At 53.5% G+C, this 18,236-nt stretch carries 12 protein-coding genes; 8 read left to right on the top strand and 4 right to left on the bottom strand.

Translation table 11 applies throughout. From position 1 onward, the window contains the following. The first annotated feature begins 28 nt into the window (after window positions 1-28). Both H1D31_RS12980 and rpoS read left to right on the top strand, forming a co-directional pair. On the top strand, window positions 29-850 hold the full coding sequence (locus tag H1D31_RS12980; RefSeq protein WP_008951312.1) for a peptidoglycan DD-metalloendopeptidase family protein: 822 nt from the start codon (window positions 29-31) through the stop codon (window positions 848-850). 85 nt (window positions 851-935) lie between these two features. Further along, complete coding sequence (rpoS, locus tag H1D31_RS12975; protein ID WP_261259258.1) at window positions 936-1,925, top strand: RNA polymerase sigma factor RpoS; 990 nt, start codon at window positions 936-938, stop codon at window positions 1,923-1,925. Window positions 1,926-2,000: 75 nt separating this feature from the next. Here rpoS and H1D31_RS12970 read toward each other — a convergent pair whose 3' ends face one another. The 3 genes from H1D31_RS12970 to mutS all read right to left on the bottom strand — a co-directional run bounded on the left by H1D31_RS12970 (window position 2,001) and on the right by mutS (window position 7,061). After that, window positions 2,001-3,236, bottom strand: coding sequence for a dipeptidase (locus H1D31_RS12970; RefSeq protein ID WP_261259257.1), 1,236 nt, complete (start codon window positions 3,234-3,236; stop codon window positions 2,001-2,003). Window positions 3,237-3,312: 76 nt separating this feature from the next. Continuing rightward, a complete protein-coding gene (locus tag H1D31_RS12965) occupies window positions 3,313-4,500 on the bottom strand; it encodes a benzoate/H(+) symporter BenE family transporter (protein ID WP_261259256.1) in 1,188 nt (395 codons plus the stop codon). Further along, window positions 4,500-7,061: a DNA mismatch repair protein MutS gene (mutS, locus tag H1D31_RS12960; protein WP_261259255.1), complete on the bottom strand. Its 2,562-nt coding sequence runs from the start codon at window positions 7,059-7,061 to the stop codon at window positions 4,500-4,502. Before mutS ends, H1D31_RS12965 begins: the two co-directional genes overlap by 1 nt. Before the next feature lie 31 nt (window positions 7,062-7,092). On the opposite strand from mutS, the gene H1D31_RS12955 reads away from it, so the two are divergent. The 5 genes from H1D31_RS12955 (at window position 7,093) to metH (ending at window position 13,735) form a co-directional block, all read left to right on the top strand. After that, window positions 7,093-7,593 carry a CinA family protein gene (locus H1D31_RS12955; RefSeq protein WP_008984351.1) on the top strand — a complete coding sequence of 167 codons (501 nt, stop codon included), beginning with the start codon at window positions 7,093-7,095 and terminating at the stop codon, window positions 7,591-7,593. 57 nt (window positions 7,594-7,650) lie between these two features. Then, window positions 7,651-8,697, top strand: a complete 1,047-nt coding sequence (recA, locus tag H1D31_RS12950; RefSeq protein ID WP_261259254.1) for a recombinase RecA — start codon at window positions 7,651-7,653, stop codon at window positions 8,695-8,697. A 426-nt stretch (window positions 8,698-9,123) separates the two neighbouring features. Further along, a complete protein-coding gene (gene metA, locus H1D31_RS12945; protein WP_008607286.1) occupies window positions 9,124-10,047 on the top strand; it encodes a homoserine O-succinyltransferase in 924 nt (307 codons plus the stop codon). Next, the gene (locus H1D31_RS12940; protein ID WP_261259252.1) at window positions 10,047-11,114 is read left to right on the top strand and encodes a homocysteine S-methyltransferase family protein; all 1,068 of its coding nucleotides are present in this window, start codon (window positions 10,047-10,049) and stop codon (window positions 11,112-11,114) included. The genes metA and H1D31_RS12940 overlap by 1 nt, the downstream gene beginning before the upstream one ends. After that, window positions 11,114-13,735 (top strand): methionine synthase, encoded by a 2,622-nt coding sequence (gene metH, locus H1D31_RS12935; RefSeq protein WP_261259251.1) that lies wholly within the window; start codon window positions 11,114-11,116, stop codon window positions 13,733-13,735. Before H1D31_RS12940 ends, metH begins: the two co-directional genes overlap by 1 nt. Here metH and H1D31_RS12930 read toward each other — a convergent pair. After that, window positions 13,732-17,301, bottom strand: coding sequence for a hybrid sensor histidine kinase/response regulator (locus H1D31_RS12930; RefSeq protein WP_261259250.1), 3,570 nt, complete (start codon window positions 17,299-17,301; stop codon window positions 13,732-13,734). The genes metH and H1D31_RS12930 overlap by 4 nt on opposite strands. Window positions 17,302-17,492: 191 nt before the next feature. Between H1D31_RS12930 and H1D31_RS12925 the strand changes: the two genes are divergently transcribed. After that, the gene (locus tag H1D31_RS12925; protein WP_039925065.1) at window positions 17,493-18,236 is read left to right on the top strand and encodes a hypothetical protein; all 744 of its coding nucleotides are present in this window, start codon (window positions 17,493-17,495) and stop codon (window positions 18,234-18,236) included.

Raw genomic sequence — 18,236 nt, 5'->3', positions numbered from 1 at the left:
TATCGTTGTCAGCAGCCTGGGAATCGTAATGCCCTCTCATCTGGCAGATAGTGCTATTTGCCGGGTGTTGCTGCTTTTACTCTGCATTTTACTCACCGGCTGCGCCGGCAAGTCCGCACCGGCGCCTGTGACTACGCTGGAGATCCGTCAGCAATCGGCGGCACAACAGCAACGTACCCAGCTTAGCGGTAACCAATATGTGGTGCAGCGTGGTGATACGTTATTTTCCATCGCCTTTCGTGCCGGCCAGGATTACCGGACCCTGGCCAGCCGCAATGGTATAGCAGCGCCTTACACCATTTATCCCGGGCAAATACTCCGTTTACAAGGTACTGGCGGCCAAGCTGTTGCCGCTAGCGGAACAAATACCCCAGCCAGCCGCCCAGCCACTACGACCAGTGCTAAATCAGTTGCAGCTAATCAGCAAACGGGTTATGGTCAAGCAAGTACACCTCTTCGCACGCCGCCGCCGGCGGTTGGTCGGGTTAGCTGGCAGTGGCCGATCCGCGGGCCAATTTTAGCGCGCTTTTCGACCGCGGAGAGTGGGATTAAAGGGATCCAAATCGGTGGTCGTGATGGCAGCCGGATCAATGCTGCCGCGGATGGGCAAGTGGTATACGCCGGTAATGCGTTACGTGGCTATGGTAACTTAATTATCATCAAACATAACGACGATTACCTGAGCGCCTATGCGCACAACAAGCGGATCCTGGTGAAGGAGCGGCAGGAAGTGAAAGCGGGTCAACAAATTGCGGAGATGGGAGAAACCGACGCAGCCTCTACCCGCTTGCACTTTGAAATCCGTTTCCGTGGCCAGTCGGTCGATCCGTTGCGATATTTGCCAAAATAGTATACAAAAAATTAAAAATAATATTAACATGTGGCATGGATGCGCCGCAGCGGTTTTGAAGCGCTTTAGTTCGGAGTAGATGGATATGACAGCAAAAGACAATGACCTGACTGAATTTAAAGAAGATGAGATAAACGAAGAGAGTTTACTCAGTGATGATGATTTGGATCCGGAATTGCTCGAGCTGTCCGCTGACGAAACGGTGCCTGAAGATCTCTTTGTGCGGGATGACAGCCAGAAAACGCTGGACGCCACGCAAATTTACCTCGGTGAAATCGGCTTCTCGCCACTGTTAAGTGCCGAAGAAGAAGTCTACTTTGCCCGACTGGCCTTAAAGGGCGACCAGGCCGCCAGAAAACGGATGATTGAGAGTAACCTGCGGCTGGTGGTGAAAATTGCCCGTCGCTATATCAACCGTGGTTTAGCCTTGTTGGATCTGATTGAAGAGGGCAACCTTGGCTTAATCCGCGCGGTAGAAAAATTCGACCCCGAGCGCGGTTTTCGGTTTTCGACTTACGCCACCTGGTGGATCCGCCAGACCATCGAACGCGCGATAATGAACCAAACGCGAACCATCCGCTTACCCATTCATGTAGTGAAAGAGCTCAACATCTACCTGCGCGCTGCCCGCGAATTATCACAAAAGCTGGATCACGAACCGACGCCGGAAGAAATCGCTGCTGCGCTGGATAAGCCGGTAGAAGAAGTTCGTAAGATGCTGAAGTTAAATGAAAAAATCACTTCGGTCGATACGCCGGTTGCCGGTGCTTCCGAAAAGCAGTTATTGGATGTACTGGCCGATGAAAAGGAACTCGGACCTGAGCTGGAATTACAGGACCAGGATATCCGCCAGCATTTGGTGATCTGGTTGCAGGAGTTAAACCCAAAACAGCGCGAAGTACTGGCGCGGCGCTTTGGTTTGCTGGGCTATGAACCCTCCACTTTGGAAGATGTGGGGCATGAAATCGGTCTGACCCGGGAGCGGGTGCGGCAAATTCAGGTTGAAGCCCTGCGTCGGTTACGGGAAATCGTCACCCACCAAGGGTTAAATATCGAGACGCTGTTTCAGGAATAAGCGGTTTAATCAGCTATCGCAAAACGCCCCGCCAGGGGCGTTGTCATTTATAACAGTCTGCTGAAGAACCCGGTATTATTGATGTTTTGCAGCAACCTGCTCGGCCTGGCGTAAGATCCGCAGCACATTGCCCCCCCAGAGCGCTTCGATTTGTGCTTTGGTATAGCCGCGACGCATCAGCTCCCAGGTCACATTCAGTGTTTCGCTGGCATCTTCCCAGCCTTGGACACCGCCACCGCCATCAAAATCAGAAGCAATGCCGACATGCTCGATGCCGAGACGTTGCACACTATAGTCAATATGATCGACAAATTGCGCGACAGTGACATCCGGGAACTGCTTACGCAGGCGAGCCAGTTCGGTATCGTAGCTGTTGCGGTCCTGTTCGTTGGCATTAGCCCAACCGTTTGGCAGGTATTTCACGCGCAGTTTGCCAATTTCAGCATTGAGCCCCGGATCGAGCTCGGCTACATAGCTGCGAAAGGCGACCATCTGCGCGACACCGCCATTGGCTTTAATCGCATCGAGTTGTTCGTCATCCAGATTACGCAGGTTAGCGTGTACCGACATGGCGCCGGAATGGGAGGCGATGACCGGTGCCTTTGACAGCTTGATGGCTTCGAGCATCGACTTTTTACCGACGTGCGACACGTCAATCAGAATGCCATAGCGGTTTAGTTCAGCGACTAATTGCCGGCCCAAGACGGATAAGCCCGGATCTTCAGCTGCATCATTCAGATCTGCGCGTGGGTTAGAGCTGCCGGAAAATTGGTTATGACCGATATGGGTAAAGCTCACATAACGGATGCCACGCTCGGCCCATTTCGCGACGTCTTTGACACTGTCGCCGAGCGGATAAGCATTCTCCATCCCCAGCAGCACAATGCGTTTACCTGCAGCATGCAAGGCTTCAACTTCGGCAGCCGTTTTCGCCAGCCCAACCTGCTCCGGATAGGCACGGATCATCCGCATTATGGCCTGATAGCTATTCTCGGCAGTGGCGGCAGCTTGCTGATAAGCCTCCGGGGTCAGGGCTCCCTGACCCACATAAACAATCAGAAACACGGCATCCAGGCCGCCGGCACGCATCTTGGGCAGATCGACCTGGGCTTTGGTAAAGCCACCCGGATCGAGCAGGTGCGTCGCATAGCCACGGCCGATATCGACATGGGTATCAATAGTCAGAATTTGCTGATGTAAAGCCCGGGCTTCCGCTTCGGTCACGACTTTGCTTTGTGCCAGGGCAGTACCACTGAGAGTACCACTGAGCAAGAGGGCGGAGACCAGAGAGGCCAGTTTCGCTAAGCGCATGCTGCATCCTTTTTGTTGTTATTGATAAGATCAGAGAGGCAGGAGCTTAGCGCGGAATCCGCTCTGACAGCAAGCCTTAGCCGCCGTCAGTTCGCCGTGTCAGGCGTTGGATTAAGACCGTGACGGCCCCGGCCACTAAGCCCCAGAACGCCGAGGCAATGCCAAACAAACTGGCGCCAGATGCGGTGACCAGCAGGGTAATTACGGCGGCTTCCCGATACTCAGCATCGGCAGTACAGCTTTGCAGGTTAGCGGCTATGGTACCCAGCAGCGCCAGCCCGGCCAGCGCGGCTACCATCTCAGTAGGGAAGGCTGCAAACAGCGCGACCACAGTGGCGCCGGCCAGGCCAAAGAGCAGATAAAAGAGCCCGGCAGCGATGCCGGCAATATAGCGTTTGCTGCTGTCTGGATGCGCTTCATTACCACTACAGATCGCTGCAGTTATGGCCGCCAGGTTAATCGAAAACGCGCCCAGCGGGGCCAGCAGCAGCGTGCTTAGCGCCGTGCTGCTAATCAGTGGCGATACCGGTGTCTGATAACCACTGGCACGTAACACTGCGACACCGGGAATATTTTGTGACGCCATGGTTACCAGCAGCAGCGGTAAACCCACCCCCAGCAACGCCGATAGCGAAAACGCCGGCGTAACCCATACCGGTGTCGCCAGTGTCAGCTTGACGGCGGAGAGGTCGAGCTCACCGCCCAGCCAAACCAGCAGTAAACCACAGCCTAATACTGCCAGGATGGCGTAACGCGGCAGCAGGGCTTTGGTAAGCAGGTAGGTTAAACACATGGCGCCGACCAACAACAGTTGCTGCTGCAGACTGCTAAAGATGGCAAAGCCAAATTGCAGCAGAATGCCGGCCAGCATGGCGCTGGCCAGCGGCAGTGGGATCAGCCGGGTCAGGCGTTCAAACATGCCGCTTAAGCCAATGAGTAGCCCAAGTAATGCAGTAAAGATAAAGACCCCGGTCGCTTCCGCCAGCGTCAGACCTTGCAGGCTGGTGGCCAGCAGCGCGGCGCCTGGCGTTGACCAGGCGGTAATCACCGGGGCCTTGTAATACCAGGACAGACCGATACAGGTCAGCGCCATCCCTATACCCAGAGCCAACAGCCAGGACGCCATCACGGCGTTGTCGGCACCGGCCGCTGCGGCGGCCTGAAACACAATCGCCACTGAACTGGCAAAGCCAACCAGCACCGCAACAAAACCGGCTACCACGGCCGACAGGCTCCAATCGTTAAGACGCATTCTGCTGCTCATCAAATATCCAGTTGTTGTTTCAGTTGATACAGATAATCCAACGCCTGGCGGGCACTCAGTTCATCCGGATTTAGCTGACGCAGTTGAGCCAGCAGCGGATGCTCCGGCGCCAGTAATTCCAGTTGGGTCACAGGTTCAGGCGTCGTTGCTGGCCCGTTTTGTTCTAACTGCCGCAGTTTTTGCCGTGCCAGTTGAATCACCGGTCTTGGCACCCCGGCCAGCTGGGCGACCTGCAGACCAAAACTCTTGCTGGCGGCGCCTTCCTGCACATGATGCATAAATACAATGCCATCACCGTGCTCAACCGCATCCAGATGCACATTGGCGACGGCAGGTAATTGCTGCGCCAGACTGGTCAGTTCAAAATAATGGGTAGCAAACAGGGTTAACGCCTGCAGTTGATTGGCCAGATAGTCGGCACAGGCCCAGGCCAGACTCAGGCCATCATAGGTACTGGTGCCACGGCCAATTTCATCCATCAATACCAGACTTTGTGCGGTGGCATGATGCAGAATGGTTGCGGTTTCTGTCATCTCCACCATAAAGGTCGAGCGGCCGGACGCCAGATCATCAGAGGCGCCAATGCGGGTAAAAATACGGTCGATTGGGCCTATCACCGCCTGCTCTGCCGGCACAAAGCTGCCGATGGCGGCCATTAGAGCAATCAGGGCGGTTTGCCGCATATAGGTTGATTTACCGCCCATATTGGGGCCGGTGATCATCAGCATCCGCCGTGAGGCGTCTAATTGCAACGGATTGGCAATAAAGGGCGCCTTTAGCACCCGCTCCACCACCGGATGCCGTGCCTGGGTCAGTTGAATACCGATCTGCTCAGTTAACAGCGGCCGGCAATACTGATACAGCACCGCACACTCGGCAAAGCTGCACAGCACATCCAGTTCAGACAAGGCTTGAGCCAGCTGTTGCAGCTGCGCCAGATAGGGGCTCACGGCGTCAAACAGCGCGTCATAAAGCTGTTTTTCCAGCGTCAGCGCCTTACTCTGGCTACCCAGTACCTTATCTTCGTATTCTTTTAGCTCCGGAATAATATAGCGTTCATTATTTTTCAGTGTTTGCCGGCGCACATACTCCGGCGGCACCCTGGTATCAGCACTGCGACCGGTTTCGATATAAAAACCATGGATCTTGTTAAAGCCGACTTTTAACGAACTAATACCGGTACGCTCACGCTCGCGCAGCTCCAGTTGCTGTAAGTAGTCGGTGGCACCTTCAGCCAGCGCCCGCCATTCATCAAGTTCGGCATGATAGCCCGAAGCAATGACGCCGCCATCACGGATCAGCACCGGTGGTGACTCGACGATAGCGCGTTGTAATAATTCAGCCAGCTCCGGCACCGGCACGGTGGCCTGCTGATGCTGCTGTAGCAACTGACTGTTGGCATGCAGTAACTGCTGCTGTAGCTCTGGCAGCTCGGTTAGCGCCTGGCGTAGCCGGGCAAAATCGCGGGGCCGGGCGCTGCGCAGTGCCAGCCGGGCCAGGATCCGCTCGATATCGCCGATTTGCTTTAGTGAGGGCTGCAGCGCCTGAAAATCCTCTGTCAGTTCCTGTACCGCATCCAGCCGCTGATTAAGCTGAGTGCGGTTACGCAGCGGCGCATGGATCCAGCGCTTCAGTAACCGGGAGCCCATGGCAGTCTGGGTTTTATCCAGCACAGCCGCCAGCGTATGTTCAGTTTGCCCACTTAAGGTATGGGTTAATTCCAGATTGCGGCGGGTGGCCGCATCCAGCACGATAAAATCATCCGGCCGCTCCAGGGCGATACTGCGTAAATGCGGTAACTGAGCGCGCTGGGTATCTTTGACATATTGCATCAAACAGCCGGCGGCCATCAGCGCAACCGGCGCTTCCAACACGCCAAAGCTCTGTAAATCGCGGGTGCCAAATTGCTGGCACAGTAAGCGCTCGGCACTGGCCAGTTCAAACTCCCATACCGGACGGCGGCGGGCGCCTTTGCGTTCGGTCAGGTGCGGTAGACTAAAATTTTCCGGATAGAGCAATTCGGCCGGATTCAGCCGTTGCAGCAAGGCGGCCAAATCATCGGCATGACTGACCTGATTCAGCAAAAAACGGCCGCTGGTCAGATCCAGTTGCGCCAGACCAAAGTGGCTGCGACTCTCACTGATGGCACAGAGTAAATTATCCTGCCGCTCATTCAGCAACGCCTCGTCGGTCACGGTGCCCGGGGTAACAATCCGCACCACCTTGCGCTCTACCGGCCCCTTGCTGGTCGCCGGATCGCCAATCTGTTCGCAAATGGCGACGGACTCACCCAATTGCACCAGACGCGCCAGGTAACCTTCAACGGCATGATAGGGCACGCCGGCCATCGGGATCGGTTCACCGGCGCTTTGACCGCGTTTGGTCAGCGAAATATCTAACAGGGCGGCAGCCTTTTTCGCATCTTCATAAAATAGTTCGTAAAAATCACCCATCCGGTAAAACAATAAGATCTGCGGATGCTGGCTTTTCAGTGCCAGATATTGCTGCATCATCGGGGTATGATTGCTTAACGCTTGCTCCGGTTTCTGGTCTGACGGCATAATGGTGCTAACACTTCCTGTTGGATCAAATATGACAGCGGAAACAACAAGCTTAGCGCTTGCCACTGAACTAGGGCAGCTATTATTACGGAAAAAAGCCAGTATCACCACTGCAGAATCCTGCACCGGTGGTGGGGTTGCCTACTGGCTGACCGCGGTAGCCGGCAGCTCGGCCTATGTTGACCGCAGCTTTGTTACCTACAGCAATAAAGCCAAGCAGCAATTGTTAGGGGTGCGCAGCGCAACGCTATTACAATATGGCGCCGTCAGCGAGCAAACGGTAGCCGAGATGGCCAGTGGCGCAGCCCAGGCGGCGGGTGCCAGCATAGCGCTTGCCATCTCCGGCATTGCCGGCCCTACCGGTGGCACGGCAAAGAAGCCAGTCGGCACTGTCTGTTTCGGTTTTAGTATCGACGGGACTGTCAGCACTCAGCAATTGCATTTTGCTGGCGACCGGCAGCAGATCCGTCAGCAGGCGATTGAACATGCGCTCAGACAATGCATCTTGTTATTGACAGCCCCAATAAACTAGACTACTGTATGCTCATACAGTTGTTAAAGGCTTAACCTAATTTTTCCGGAGCGACCAATGGACGACAACAAACAAAAGGCATTAAGTGCGGCACTAAGCCAGATCGAACGCCAGTTCGGTAAAGGTTCTATTATGCGGCTGGGCGACAGCACTGCCCTGGATATTGAAGCGGTATCCACCGGCTCACTGGGGCTGGATATTGCACTGGGCATTGGCGGCTTACCTTATGGCCGGATTGTAGAAATTTATGGTCCTGAGTCCTCCGGTAAAACCACCTTAACGTTGCAGGTGATTGCCGAAGCACAGCGTAGCGGTAAAACCTGTGCCTTTATCGATGCCGAACATGCGTTGGATCCGGTGTATGCGAAGAAATTAGGCGTGGATGTCGATAAGCTGTTAGTTTCTCAGCCAGATACTGGTGAGCAGGCGCTGGAAATCTGCGACATGTTGGTGCGTTCTGCCGCCGTAGACGTGGTGATTGTGGACTCGGTCGCTGCCTTAACGCCAAAAGCAGAAATTGAAGGTGACATGGGTGACAGCCATATGGGTTTACAGGCCCGTTTAATGTCACAGGCACTGCGTAAACTGACTGCTAATATCAAACGCTCCAATACCCTGTGTATCTTTATCAACCAGATCCGGATGAAGATCGGTGTAATGTTTGGTAACCCGGAAACCACCACCGGCGGTAATGCGCTGAAATTCTATGCCTCAGTACGTTTAGATATCCGTCGTATTGGCTCGGTAAAAGAAGGCGATGAAATTACCGGTAACGAAACCCGGGTTAAGGTGGTAAAAAACAAAGTGGCTCCGCCCTTTAAACAAGCTGAATTTATTATTCAGTATGGCGCCGGTATCAACAAACTGGGTGAGCTGATTGACCTGGGCGTACAGCAAGGCTTAGTTGATAAGTCTGGCGCCTGGTACGCTTATCAGGGCAATAAGATTGGTCAGGGTAAAGCCAATGCCATGAAGTTCTTGCAGGATAACCCTGCGGTGGCAGATGAAATTGAAAAAGAGCTGCGGGCACGGCTGTTATTAAAACCGGGCGAAGCGGTGGCAGTGGATGATGTGATGGAGATGCCGGAGCCGGAAGAGCTATAAGCTCTGCCGCATCTGATTTAAAACAACAAAACTCCGGACCTGAAAAGCTCCGGAGTTTTTTATAAGTGATTCGCAAATATTAAAAAAAATGATTTTACGCCCTCGCCAGGCAAGTCCCCATCTTCTGCTCAACACTCAACACTCAACACTCAACACTCAACACTCAACACTCAACACTCAACACTCAACACTCAACACTCTCACAACACGATTTTGATACCTCAAGTTTCGGTAGTGGAATGGTCAGTTGCTGCTGGCCCTTACCGGCCGTAGTCATCACCGCTGCGACAGACGGCTGTTGCTTTTCTGGCATAGTACGGCATAATACGCCTTATTTAGACGTCTAAACGTATAGAAGTTATCAGTAGTGCCAGCTGACTACCAGACTCAGGTGCAGTATGGTGCTAGCCACAGGCGGAGCCAGCTATGCCTATTAAAGTGATTGACCAGTTACCTGCAGTAGAAGCCTTATCAGCAGAGAATGTCTTTGTAATGACCGAGAGCCGGGCGGCAGCCCAGGATATCCGGCCATTACGGATCGCGATTCTGAATTTAATGCCCAATAAAATTGTGACTGAAATTCAGTTATTACGTTTATTAGCGAATAGCCCGCTGCAGCTGGATATTGAGCTGATCCGCATCGATGATCATGTCAGTAAACATACACCGGAGAGCCATTTAAACTGCTTCTATCGTTACTTTTCTGATGTGCAGGGGCAGAAATATGATGGTCTGATTATTACCGGTGCGCCATTGGGATTAGTTGATTATGAGGATGTCACCTACTGGCAGCAGTTTGGTGAGATCCTGCGCTGGGCGGATACCCATGTTACCTCGACGCTATTTTTATGTTGGGCCGCCCATGCTGCGCTGTATCATTACTACGGCTTACAGCGGGAAATTCGCGGCGAGAAATTATCCGGTGTTTACTGGCAAGACGTAGTACAGCCGTTTAGCCCGCTGCTGCGCGGCTTTGACCAGCAATTTCTGGTGCCGCACTCGCGTTATGCGCAGGTGCCAAAACAAAAATACCAACAGCATGACGATTTGCATATCCTGGCTGAAGCCGATGTCACCGGGGCCTATTTGCTGCAAAACAGCAGTGGTAGCCGGATCTTTGTTACCGGCCATCCGGAATATGATCTGACCACGCTGGATGATGAGTATCAACGCGACCTGGCGGCCGGTTTGGCACCGCGTTTACCGGAGAACTACTACCGGAATAATGATCCGGCCCAGGGGCCGTTAAAATTATGGCAGGCGCACGCCTTTTTATTATTCAGTAACTGGTTAAACTATTACGTTTACCAGGCTACGCCCTTTGACCTGAATCAGATAGGCAACAGTTAATGACAGAGCTTCGTTTAACGCCACAGCAACTACGCCAGCTGCTGGCCTCACGTATTTTGGTGCTGGATGGCGCTATGGGCACCATGATCCAACAACACCGCCTGGATGAAGCCGGTTATCGCGGCGCGGAATTTGCGGATTGGCCGTCCGATCTCAAAGGTAACAACGATTTGTTAGTACTTACTCAGCCGGAACTCATTGCCGATATTCACCGGCAATACTTGCTGGCCGGGGCGGACATTATTGAAACCAATACTTTTAACGCCACCACCATTGCGATGCATGATTATCAGATGGCGCACCTGTCAGAGCGCATCAATCGTGAGGCGGCGGCACTGGCGCGGCGGGTTTGTGACGAAGTCACAGCCCTGCAACCCGACAAACCCCGTTTTGTCGCCGGTGTGTTAGGACCTACTAACCGTACTGCCTCGATTTCGCCAGACGTTAACGATCCCGGATTTCGCAATGTCAGCTTTGATGAGTTAGTGCTGGCTTACAAGGAATCGACCCGGGCGCTGATTGCAGGTGGCGCCGATATTATTATGCTGGAAACCATTTTCGATACGCTGAATGCCAAGGCAGCAGCCTTTGCCGTGTTAGAGGTGTTTGAAGAGCTGCAGCTGGAGTTACCGGTGATGATCTCCGGCACCATCACCGATGCCTCGGGCCGCACGCTGTCCGGCCAAACGACCGAAGCTTTTTATTATTCGCTGGCGCATGTCAAGCCGGTGACCTTTGGCCTGAACTGCGCGCTGGGGCCGGATTTGCTGCGTCCTTATGTCGAAACCTTGGCCACCATCTCCGAAGCCTATGTTTCTGTGCATCCGAATGCTGGCTTGCCAAATGAGTTTGGCGAATATGATTTAGGCGCTGAGGCGATGGCAGCAGAAATTGCTGATTGGGCCAAACAGGGCTTTTTAAATATCGTCGGTGGCTGCTGTGGTACCACGCCAGAGCATATTAAAGCCATTGCCGAAGCGGTAAAAGATGCGCCGCCGCGGCAACCAAAAGCGGCCGATCATAGTTTTCATTTGGCCGGCCTAGAAGCCTTTGCGGTGGAGTGGTAATGCAACAGCAGGCACGATTTATCAATATCGGCGAGCGGACCAACGTTACCGGCTCGGCGAAATTTAAAAAACTGATTTTAAAAGGCGATTATGAGGCGGCGCTGGATGTGGCGCGGCAACAGGTTGAAAATGGCGCCCAGATCATCGACATCAATATGGATGAGGGGATGCTGGACAGCAAGGCCGCTATGGTGCGCTATTTAACACTGCTGGCAGCAGAGCCGGATATCGCCCGGGTGCCGATTATGGTCGACTCCTCGAAGTGGGAAGTGATTGAAGCGGCGCTAAAGTGTATTCAGGGTAAGGCGGTAGTGAACTCGATTTCGCTAAAAGAAGGCGAAGCGAGCTTTTTGCAGCAGGCCAAGTTGTTGCGCCGCTATGGCGCGGCCGTGGTGGTGATGGCGTTTGACGAGGTGGGGCAAGCTGATACCAAGGCCCGCAAAGTTGAAATCTGTCAGCGCGCTTATCAGATCCTGACTGAGCAAATTGGTTTTCCGCCGGAAGATATCATTTTTGACCCCAATATTTTCGCCGTGGCTACCGGTATTGAAGAGCACAACAACTACGCGGTGGACTTTATAGAGGCGACCCGTGAAATCAAGCGCCTTTGCCCTTATGCCAAGATTTCCGGCGGCGTATCTAATGTGTCGTTTTCGTTTCGTGGTAACGATCCGGTGCGCGAAGCTATCCACTCAGTATTTCTGTACCATGCTATTGCGGCCGGTATGGATATGGGCATCGTTAATGCGGGTCAGCTGGCGGTGTATGACGATATCCCGCCGTTGCTAAGAGAGCGGGTAGAGGATGTGATTCTAAATCGCCGGTCTGATGCCACCGAACGCCTGTTAGAGATTGCCGCGCAATTTAAAGGTGATGGCAGTGTCGCCGAGAAAGTGGACGATGCCTGGCGCAGCCTGCCGGTAAATAAGCGGCTGGAGCATGCGCTGGTAAAAGGCATTACCGATTTTATCGAGCAGGACACTGAAGAAGCCCGGCAGCAGGCAGAGCGGCCACTGCATGTGATTGAAGGCCCGCTGATGGATGGCATGAACGTGGTCGGCGACCTGTTTGGTGAAGGCAAGATGTTTCTGCCGCAGGTGGTCAAGTCAGCCCGGGTGATGAAAAAAGCTGTTGCTTACCTGCAACCCTACATTGAGCAAGAGAAAGCCGGTGGCCGGGCGCAGGGTAAAATCCTGCTGGCAACGGTAAAAGGCGATGTGCACGATATCGGCAAAAATATCGTCGGGGTGGTGCTGCAGTGTAATAACTTTGAGGTTATCGATCTGGGTGTGATGGTGTCCTGCGCTGAGATCCTGCGCGTCGCCAAAGAACAACAGGTTGATGTGATTGGTTTATCTGGCCTCATTACGCCGTCGCTGGATGAAATGGTGCATGTGGCCAAAGAAATGACCCGGCTCGGTTTTACCATGCCGTTGTTAATCGGCGGCGCAACCACCTCCAAGGCGCATACCGCAGTCAAGATCGCACCGCATTATGCGCATGGCGTGGTTTATGTGCCCAATGCGTCACGTAGCGTATCCGTGGTGCAGTCGTTAATTAGCGCAGAGCATAAACCGGCCTATCTGGCGCGGGTGGCAGAAGAGTACCGTATTGCGGTAGAGCAGCATCAGCGCAGCCGGCCCGGTGAGCGGATGCTGAGTCTGGCCGAGGCTCGGCAGAATAAATTCCCGCTGGATTTAACGAAAGTAGCGCCGGCGCCGAAACAGCCCGGCGTGCATTACTGGCAGCAGGTGGATTTGCAGGTACTGCGTGACTACATCGACTGGACACCGTTTTTCCTGACCTGGCAGCTGTCCGGCAAGTTTCCGGCAATTTTGCAGCACGCTGAAGTTGGGCTGGAAGCGCGGAAGGTGTATCAGGATGCCAATGCGCTACTGGATCAGATGATCAAAGAGAACCTGATCAGGGGTAAAGCGGCCTTTGGCTTTTTCCCGGCCAACAGTGATGGCGACGATATTATCATCTACCAGGATGAGAGCCGCACCACCGAGCGCTGCCGCCTGCATAATCTGCGACAGCAACTGGCGCTACGGAATAATGCACCGAACTGCAGTCTGGCAGATTTTATTGCTCCGGTCGGCTCTGGTATTGCTGATTATGTCGGTGCCTTTGCAGTGACTACCGGCTTTGGTGCTGATGAGCTGGCGGCGCAGTATGCGGCAGCGCATGATGATTACAATAGCATTATGGTCAAGGCGCTGGCCGATCGTCTGGCGGAAGCGCTGGCGGAGTATCTGCATTTAAAAGTCCGGCGCGAATATTGGGGTTATGCCGCCAATGAACAGCTGGATAATGAACAACTGATCCGCGAGCTGTATCAGGGGATCCGACCCGCGCCTGGTTATCCGGCCTGCCCGGAACATACCGAGAAAGGCACCTTATTTCAGTTATTGGATGTGCCGGCGCAAATTCAGATGCAGTTAACTGAAAGCTATGCCATGTGGCCCGGCGCCGCGGTCAGCGGCTGGTACTTTGCTCACCCGGACAGCAAGTATTTTGCCGTCAGTAAAATCGACCGTGATCAGCTGGCGGACTATGCACAGCGCAAAGGCTGGAGCGAGCAACAGGCCGAAAGCTGGCTGGCGCCGAATCTGCGCTAGCGCAGAAACTTGGCCAGCTGTTGCTGCAGACTGGCAAGACTGAAAGGCTTGGTCAGCATATCATCAAACTGCAGCTGACCTTGCCGTTCTCCCAGTTGCACTGCTGTATGGCCGGTGACAGCGATCACCGGCAGCTGCTGCCGCCCTGGCAACTGACGGATCGCCTGCAAGGTTTGATAGCCATTCATCGCCGGCATCTCAATATCCAGCAGCACTAAAGATACCTGCTGTTGCGCTAGCAGCAGCAGCGCCTCTTCGCCGCTGCTGGCAACCAGGCAGGGATACCCCAGTTTATCCAGCATCAGTTTCAGTAATTGCTGATTGTAATAGTTGTCATCGACGACCAGCAGTGGGTTGCCGTCATAGGGTTCAGCGCTAATCAGCGATGGCTCCGCAGGGGCTTCGCTACTGTGAGGATTGGCCGCAGGCAGTTTTGCCTTGCTAAAGTAAGCCGTAAAGCTCACCGTCGTGCCGACACCGGGTTGGCTTTGCAATTGGATCTGGCCGTGCATCAGCTCAACTAAACGCTTACTGATTGCCAGTCCAAGACCAGTGCCCCCATACTGACGGCTAATACTCTGATCCCCCTGATTAAAAGCCTGGAACAGCTGCTGTTGTTGTGTCTCACTAATGCCGATACCAGTATCGGCCAGGCTGAACAGCAGACATAGCCGCTCGTCAGAGGTGGTCAGCGGGCTGATTGTCAACCGGATAGCGCCACGTTCAGTAAATTTAACCGCATTGCTCAGCAGATTAATCAACACCTGACTCAAACGCAGTGGATCACCAACCAGCTGTGCTGGCAGATCCGGCGCCAGATTCAGTTGCAGTGGCAGTTTTTTGTCGGCTAACTGCGCACTAAACAAGGTCACGACCTGCTCAATACAGTCCTGTAATTTAAACGGCAGTTGCTCCAACTGAATTTTTCCGGCTTCGGCTTTAGAGAAATCCAGTAGGTCATTAATAATGCTGGACAGTATTTTTCCGGCATTACGGATCCGCCCCAGATACAGTTGCTTATCGCTAATGGCTTTGCTCTGCTGTGCCAGTTCAGCAAAACCCAGTACGGCATTAAGCGGCGTGCGTAATTCATGGCTGATATTGGCCAGAAACTGACTTTTGGCCTGGGTAGCTGCCTCTGCCCGCCGTCGTGCTGCCTCCAACTCCGATAAGGTTTGCTGTAAATGTTCGGTACGCTGGGAAACTAGGGCTGCCAGACGCTGCTGCTCACGCAGCAGGCTATGAGTGCGCCACTTCATTAACAGCATCATTGACAGCACAAACAGCAGCGCGAGTGCAGCATATAGCCAGCGACTTTGATACCAGGGCGCGAGAATACGGAAATGCAGGGCATCGGCACTACTGATCTGGCCGGCAGCATTGCGAGCCCGGATCTCAAAGCGATACTCGCCGGGTGGCAGATTGGTGTAGTCGCGATAGGGCTCTAAGCTCCAGGCCGACCAGCTGTCGTCATGCCCGAACAGCCTGACTTGCAACTGCTCTGCCTGCAGGTGATCAAAGTTCGGGCTGCTGTAACTAAAACGCAGGTTATTTTGCTCTGGTTGCAAGCTGAGTCCGGCGGGAACCGGTCCACCATCATAGAGTCGCTGGCCATCACTGCTGGTCAGCTGCCGCAGTAACGGGGGCTTTGGTTGCGGGGCCTGAAACTGATCGGCGACAAAGCGGAAAATACCTTCGGCGCCACCAAACCACACTAATTGTTGATCAAGCAGGATGGTATCCAGCGGAATATCCGCCAGCGGCTGTAAGCTGCTGGTTGTCCATTGATAGCTGCCATCTGCTTTGGGCAGGGCAACACCGGCATGGCGGGTGCCGGCGGTATTATCCCAGATTAACATCCAAAGCCGTCCGGCGGCATCCATCAGGGGATCGCGGATCCATGGCTGTTCGCCACTGAATAAAGCGCCAAAGGTTGGATCTAAACGAAATTGGCTCTCATTAGCGTGGAACCGAAATAAGCCCCTGACGGTGGCAAAATACAACTGATCATGTAACAGATGCACACTATTCCGATTCAGACTGGGCAGACCATGGCTTTTATCATAATGGCTCAGTGATAATGGCACTGAACTGCCTCCCTGCCACTCGGCTGGTAACTGCAAACGATAAAGGCCGTGTGCCAGGGTGCCAAGCCAGAGTTGGCCATCCGGCATTTCGACGATAGAATTTAAGTTACCGTGCACGCCGGGTACCTTACCTTCATCCCGCCATTCGCCGTCCTCCAGACGCATAGTGGCTAAGCCATCTTGCAAGCCAATATACACCCGTTCTGGCACCAGCTGTGAACGAACCAGCACTTTTGATGCCAGTTCTGAGCGTCGGATCAGCTCCGGGCCAGTTGGTTGCAGCCGGTAGACACCACTATTGGTGGCGGCCAGCAATTGCTGCTCAAAACTCAAAAAATCCCAGCTTTGTTGCCGGATCGGTTCAACCCGTCTGAAGTAGGCGTCCAGATTATCGGCTTGCTCCAGCCGGAACAGGCCCAGGCTGGTAGCGGCATAAAGATGTTGTTGGTGACGGTGAATTGCAAAGACATTACCCTCTAAGCCTCTGGCACTGTTAAAAACCGATAGAGCTGAACCCAAGGCAATGCGCGCTAAACCATGATCCAGTGCCAGCCAAAGCCCGGCCTGATGATCCTGCGCCATGGCCCGCACATTTTGATCATGTAAGCCGGAGGCCTTGGTGATCCGATCTACCAGCCTTCCCTGACGATCCAGAATAAACAGGCCGCCGTGCACGGTACCGATAGCAAAATGGCCATTTTGCAGAGTTAAGCCACTGTAAATTTCAGCCTGTTGCAGTTGTTGGTCAACGGCGGTTGCCCATAGACTGATCTGACCGTCTCGCCAGAGAAAGAAACCGTGGTCGCGGGTACCAATTAATAGTGTTTGTTCGTCAAAGGCTTCGAGAAAGAACACGGCCTTGTCGCGGAAAAAGTCACCGTTTGGCAGTGGCACAAACCCCTGATCCTGCCATTGCAGTAACCCCTGCTGCTGATCGCGGATCAGCAAACGTTGTTGAACCCAAAAGGCTTTCAGAAAGGCGCTGTCGGTAGTCCAGATACGAAACTGTTGCTGCTGCCATTGCAGCACATATTGGCGACTGATAAAAAAGACCCCATCCGGGGTAACAAAGGTTTGCCGCACGTCCTGAAAATCGCGGTAGCTCTCGGGTAGCTCAGCTGTCAGCGAGACATAATGCCGGCCACCGCTCTGCGGTGCCGTCAGATAACCGACTTCCCCTTTGGCGCCAACATAGATCCGTTCATCTGGTGCCATGGCCAGGGAGCGGGCAACCGATTTATTCGCGGTTTGAATGGTGCGCCAGTTTACGCCATCGTATTCGAGGATGCCGACGTTATTGGCAACATAAATTAAGCCAGAGCTATCCTGCAGTAATGCCCAATTCTGGGTTCCCGCTGCGTAATCTTTGGGCTTGAAGTTCTGGAGCAGCGGGATGCCCTGGCTATGTAGTGGGGCGGCATAGCCACTGGACACAGCGCCAATAAAGAGCAGCAGGCAGATCAGCAAAGTGCGCAACAAGATGAACTCCGTTTCTGTGAGCAACAAATCAACAACGGCATCTTAACGCTTATCGCCGTTGCTGTCAGCCCGCGGGCCGGATTTCGGTCTTTAGCCGGCTTTTTCCACAGAACAGGCTCTTAATTGTGCAGCGTTTGCAGTATGATAGCGCTATTTTTCGGCGCGACGCTGAACTAAACTGTGGAGCAAGAGTGGAAAAGCCGTTTCAGATAAAATTGATTATCAGACGCTTACCGGCCAATGCGGCTATCGGCTGGATTAAGCAGGCCTGGGAAATCTTTAAACAATACCCACTGGTGTTTATTCAAATGCTGTTGCTGACCTTCGTATTCACATTTCTGGCGGCACAATTTACGCTGACTTTTATCATTGCTGTTTTTGCCAGCCCCTTTCTGACAGCCGGGCTCTATGGCGCCATTGTTGGCGTTCAGCAACAGCAAAAAATTGACATTATGTGGCTGTTTAGGCCGTTTCAGCAGGCGTTTTGCCGGCAAGTTCTGATTATGATCGCGGCGTTGAATTTTCTGCTCAGTGTGCCGTTAATGCACTTCCGGGAACATCTGTACACTGCGATGGTGAATGCCCAACAAAGCGGTGAGCAAGAACCCTTGTTACTGCTGCAGATGATTTTGTTAGTCGCCGGCTTGTTAATTACGACCATGCTGTTTGCCTATGCCGTTGCTATTGCTTACTTTTTGAAAGAACAACGGGTGTTATTAATTTTACAGGCCAGTTTTCTGGCATGTTGGCGCAATATACCGGCGCTGTTGTTATTTGGCTTACTCAGCCTGGGTTTGTTATTGTTAACGGTACCCACCATGTTACTGGGGTTAGTCGTCGTGGTGCCACTATTGAACATTGCGTTCTTTCTGTCGTTTAACGAATTGTTTGCGTTAAAACTGGCGGCGGGCAAGGACGCAGTGCTGGAGGTCTGA

The sequence above is a fragment of the Alishewanella sp. BS5-314 genome, assembly GCF_025377695.1.
In the GTDB taxonomy this organism is placed as follows: Bacteria; Pseudomonadota; Gammaproteobacteria; order Enterobacterales; family Alteromonadaceae; genus Alishewanella; species Alishewanella aestuarii.
The sequence above is the reverse complement of the archived record's forward strand: the minus strand, read 5'-3'. Positions and strand labels throughout refer to the sequence as shown.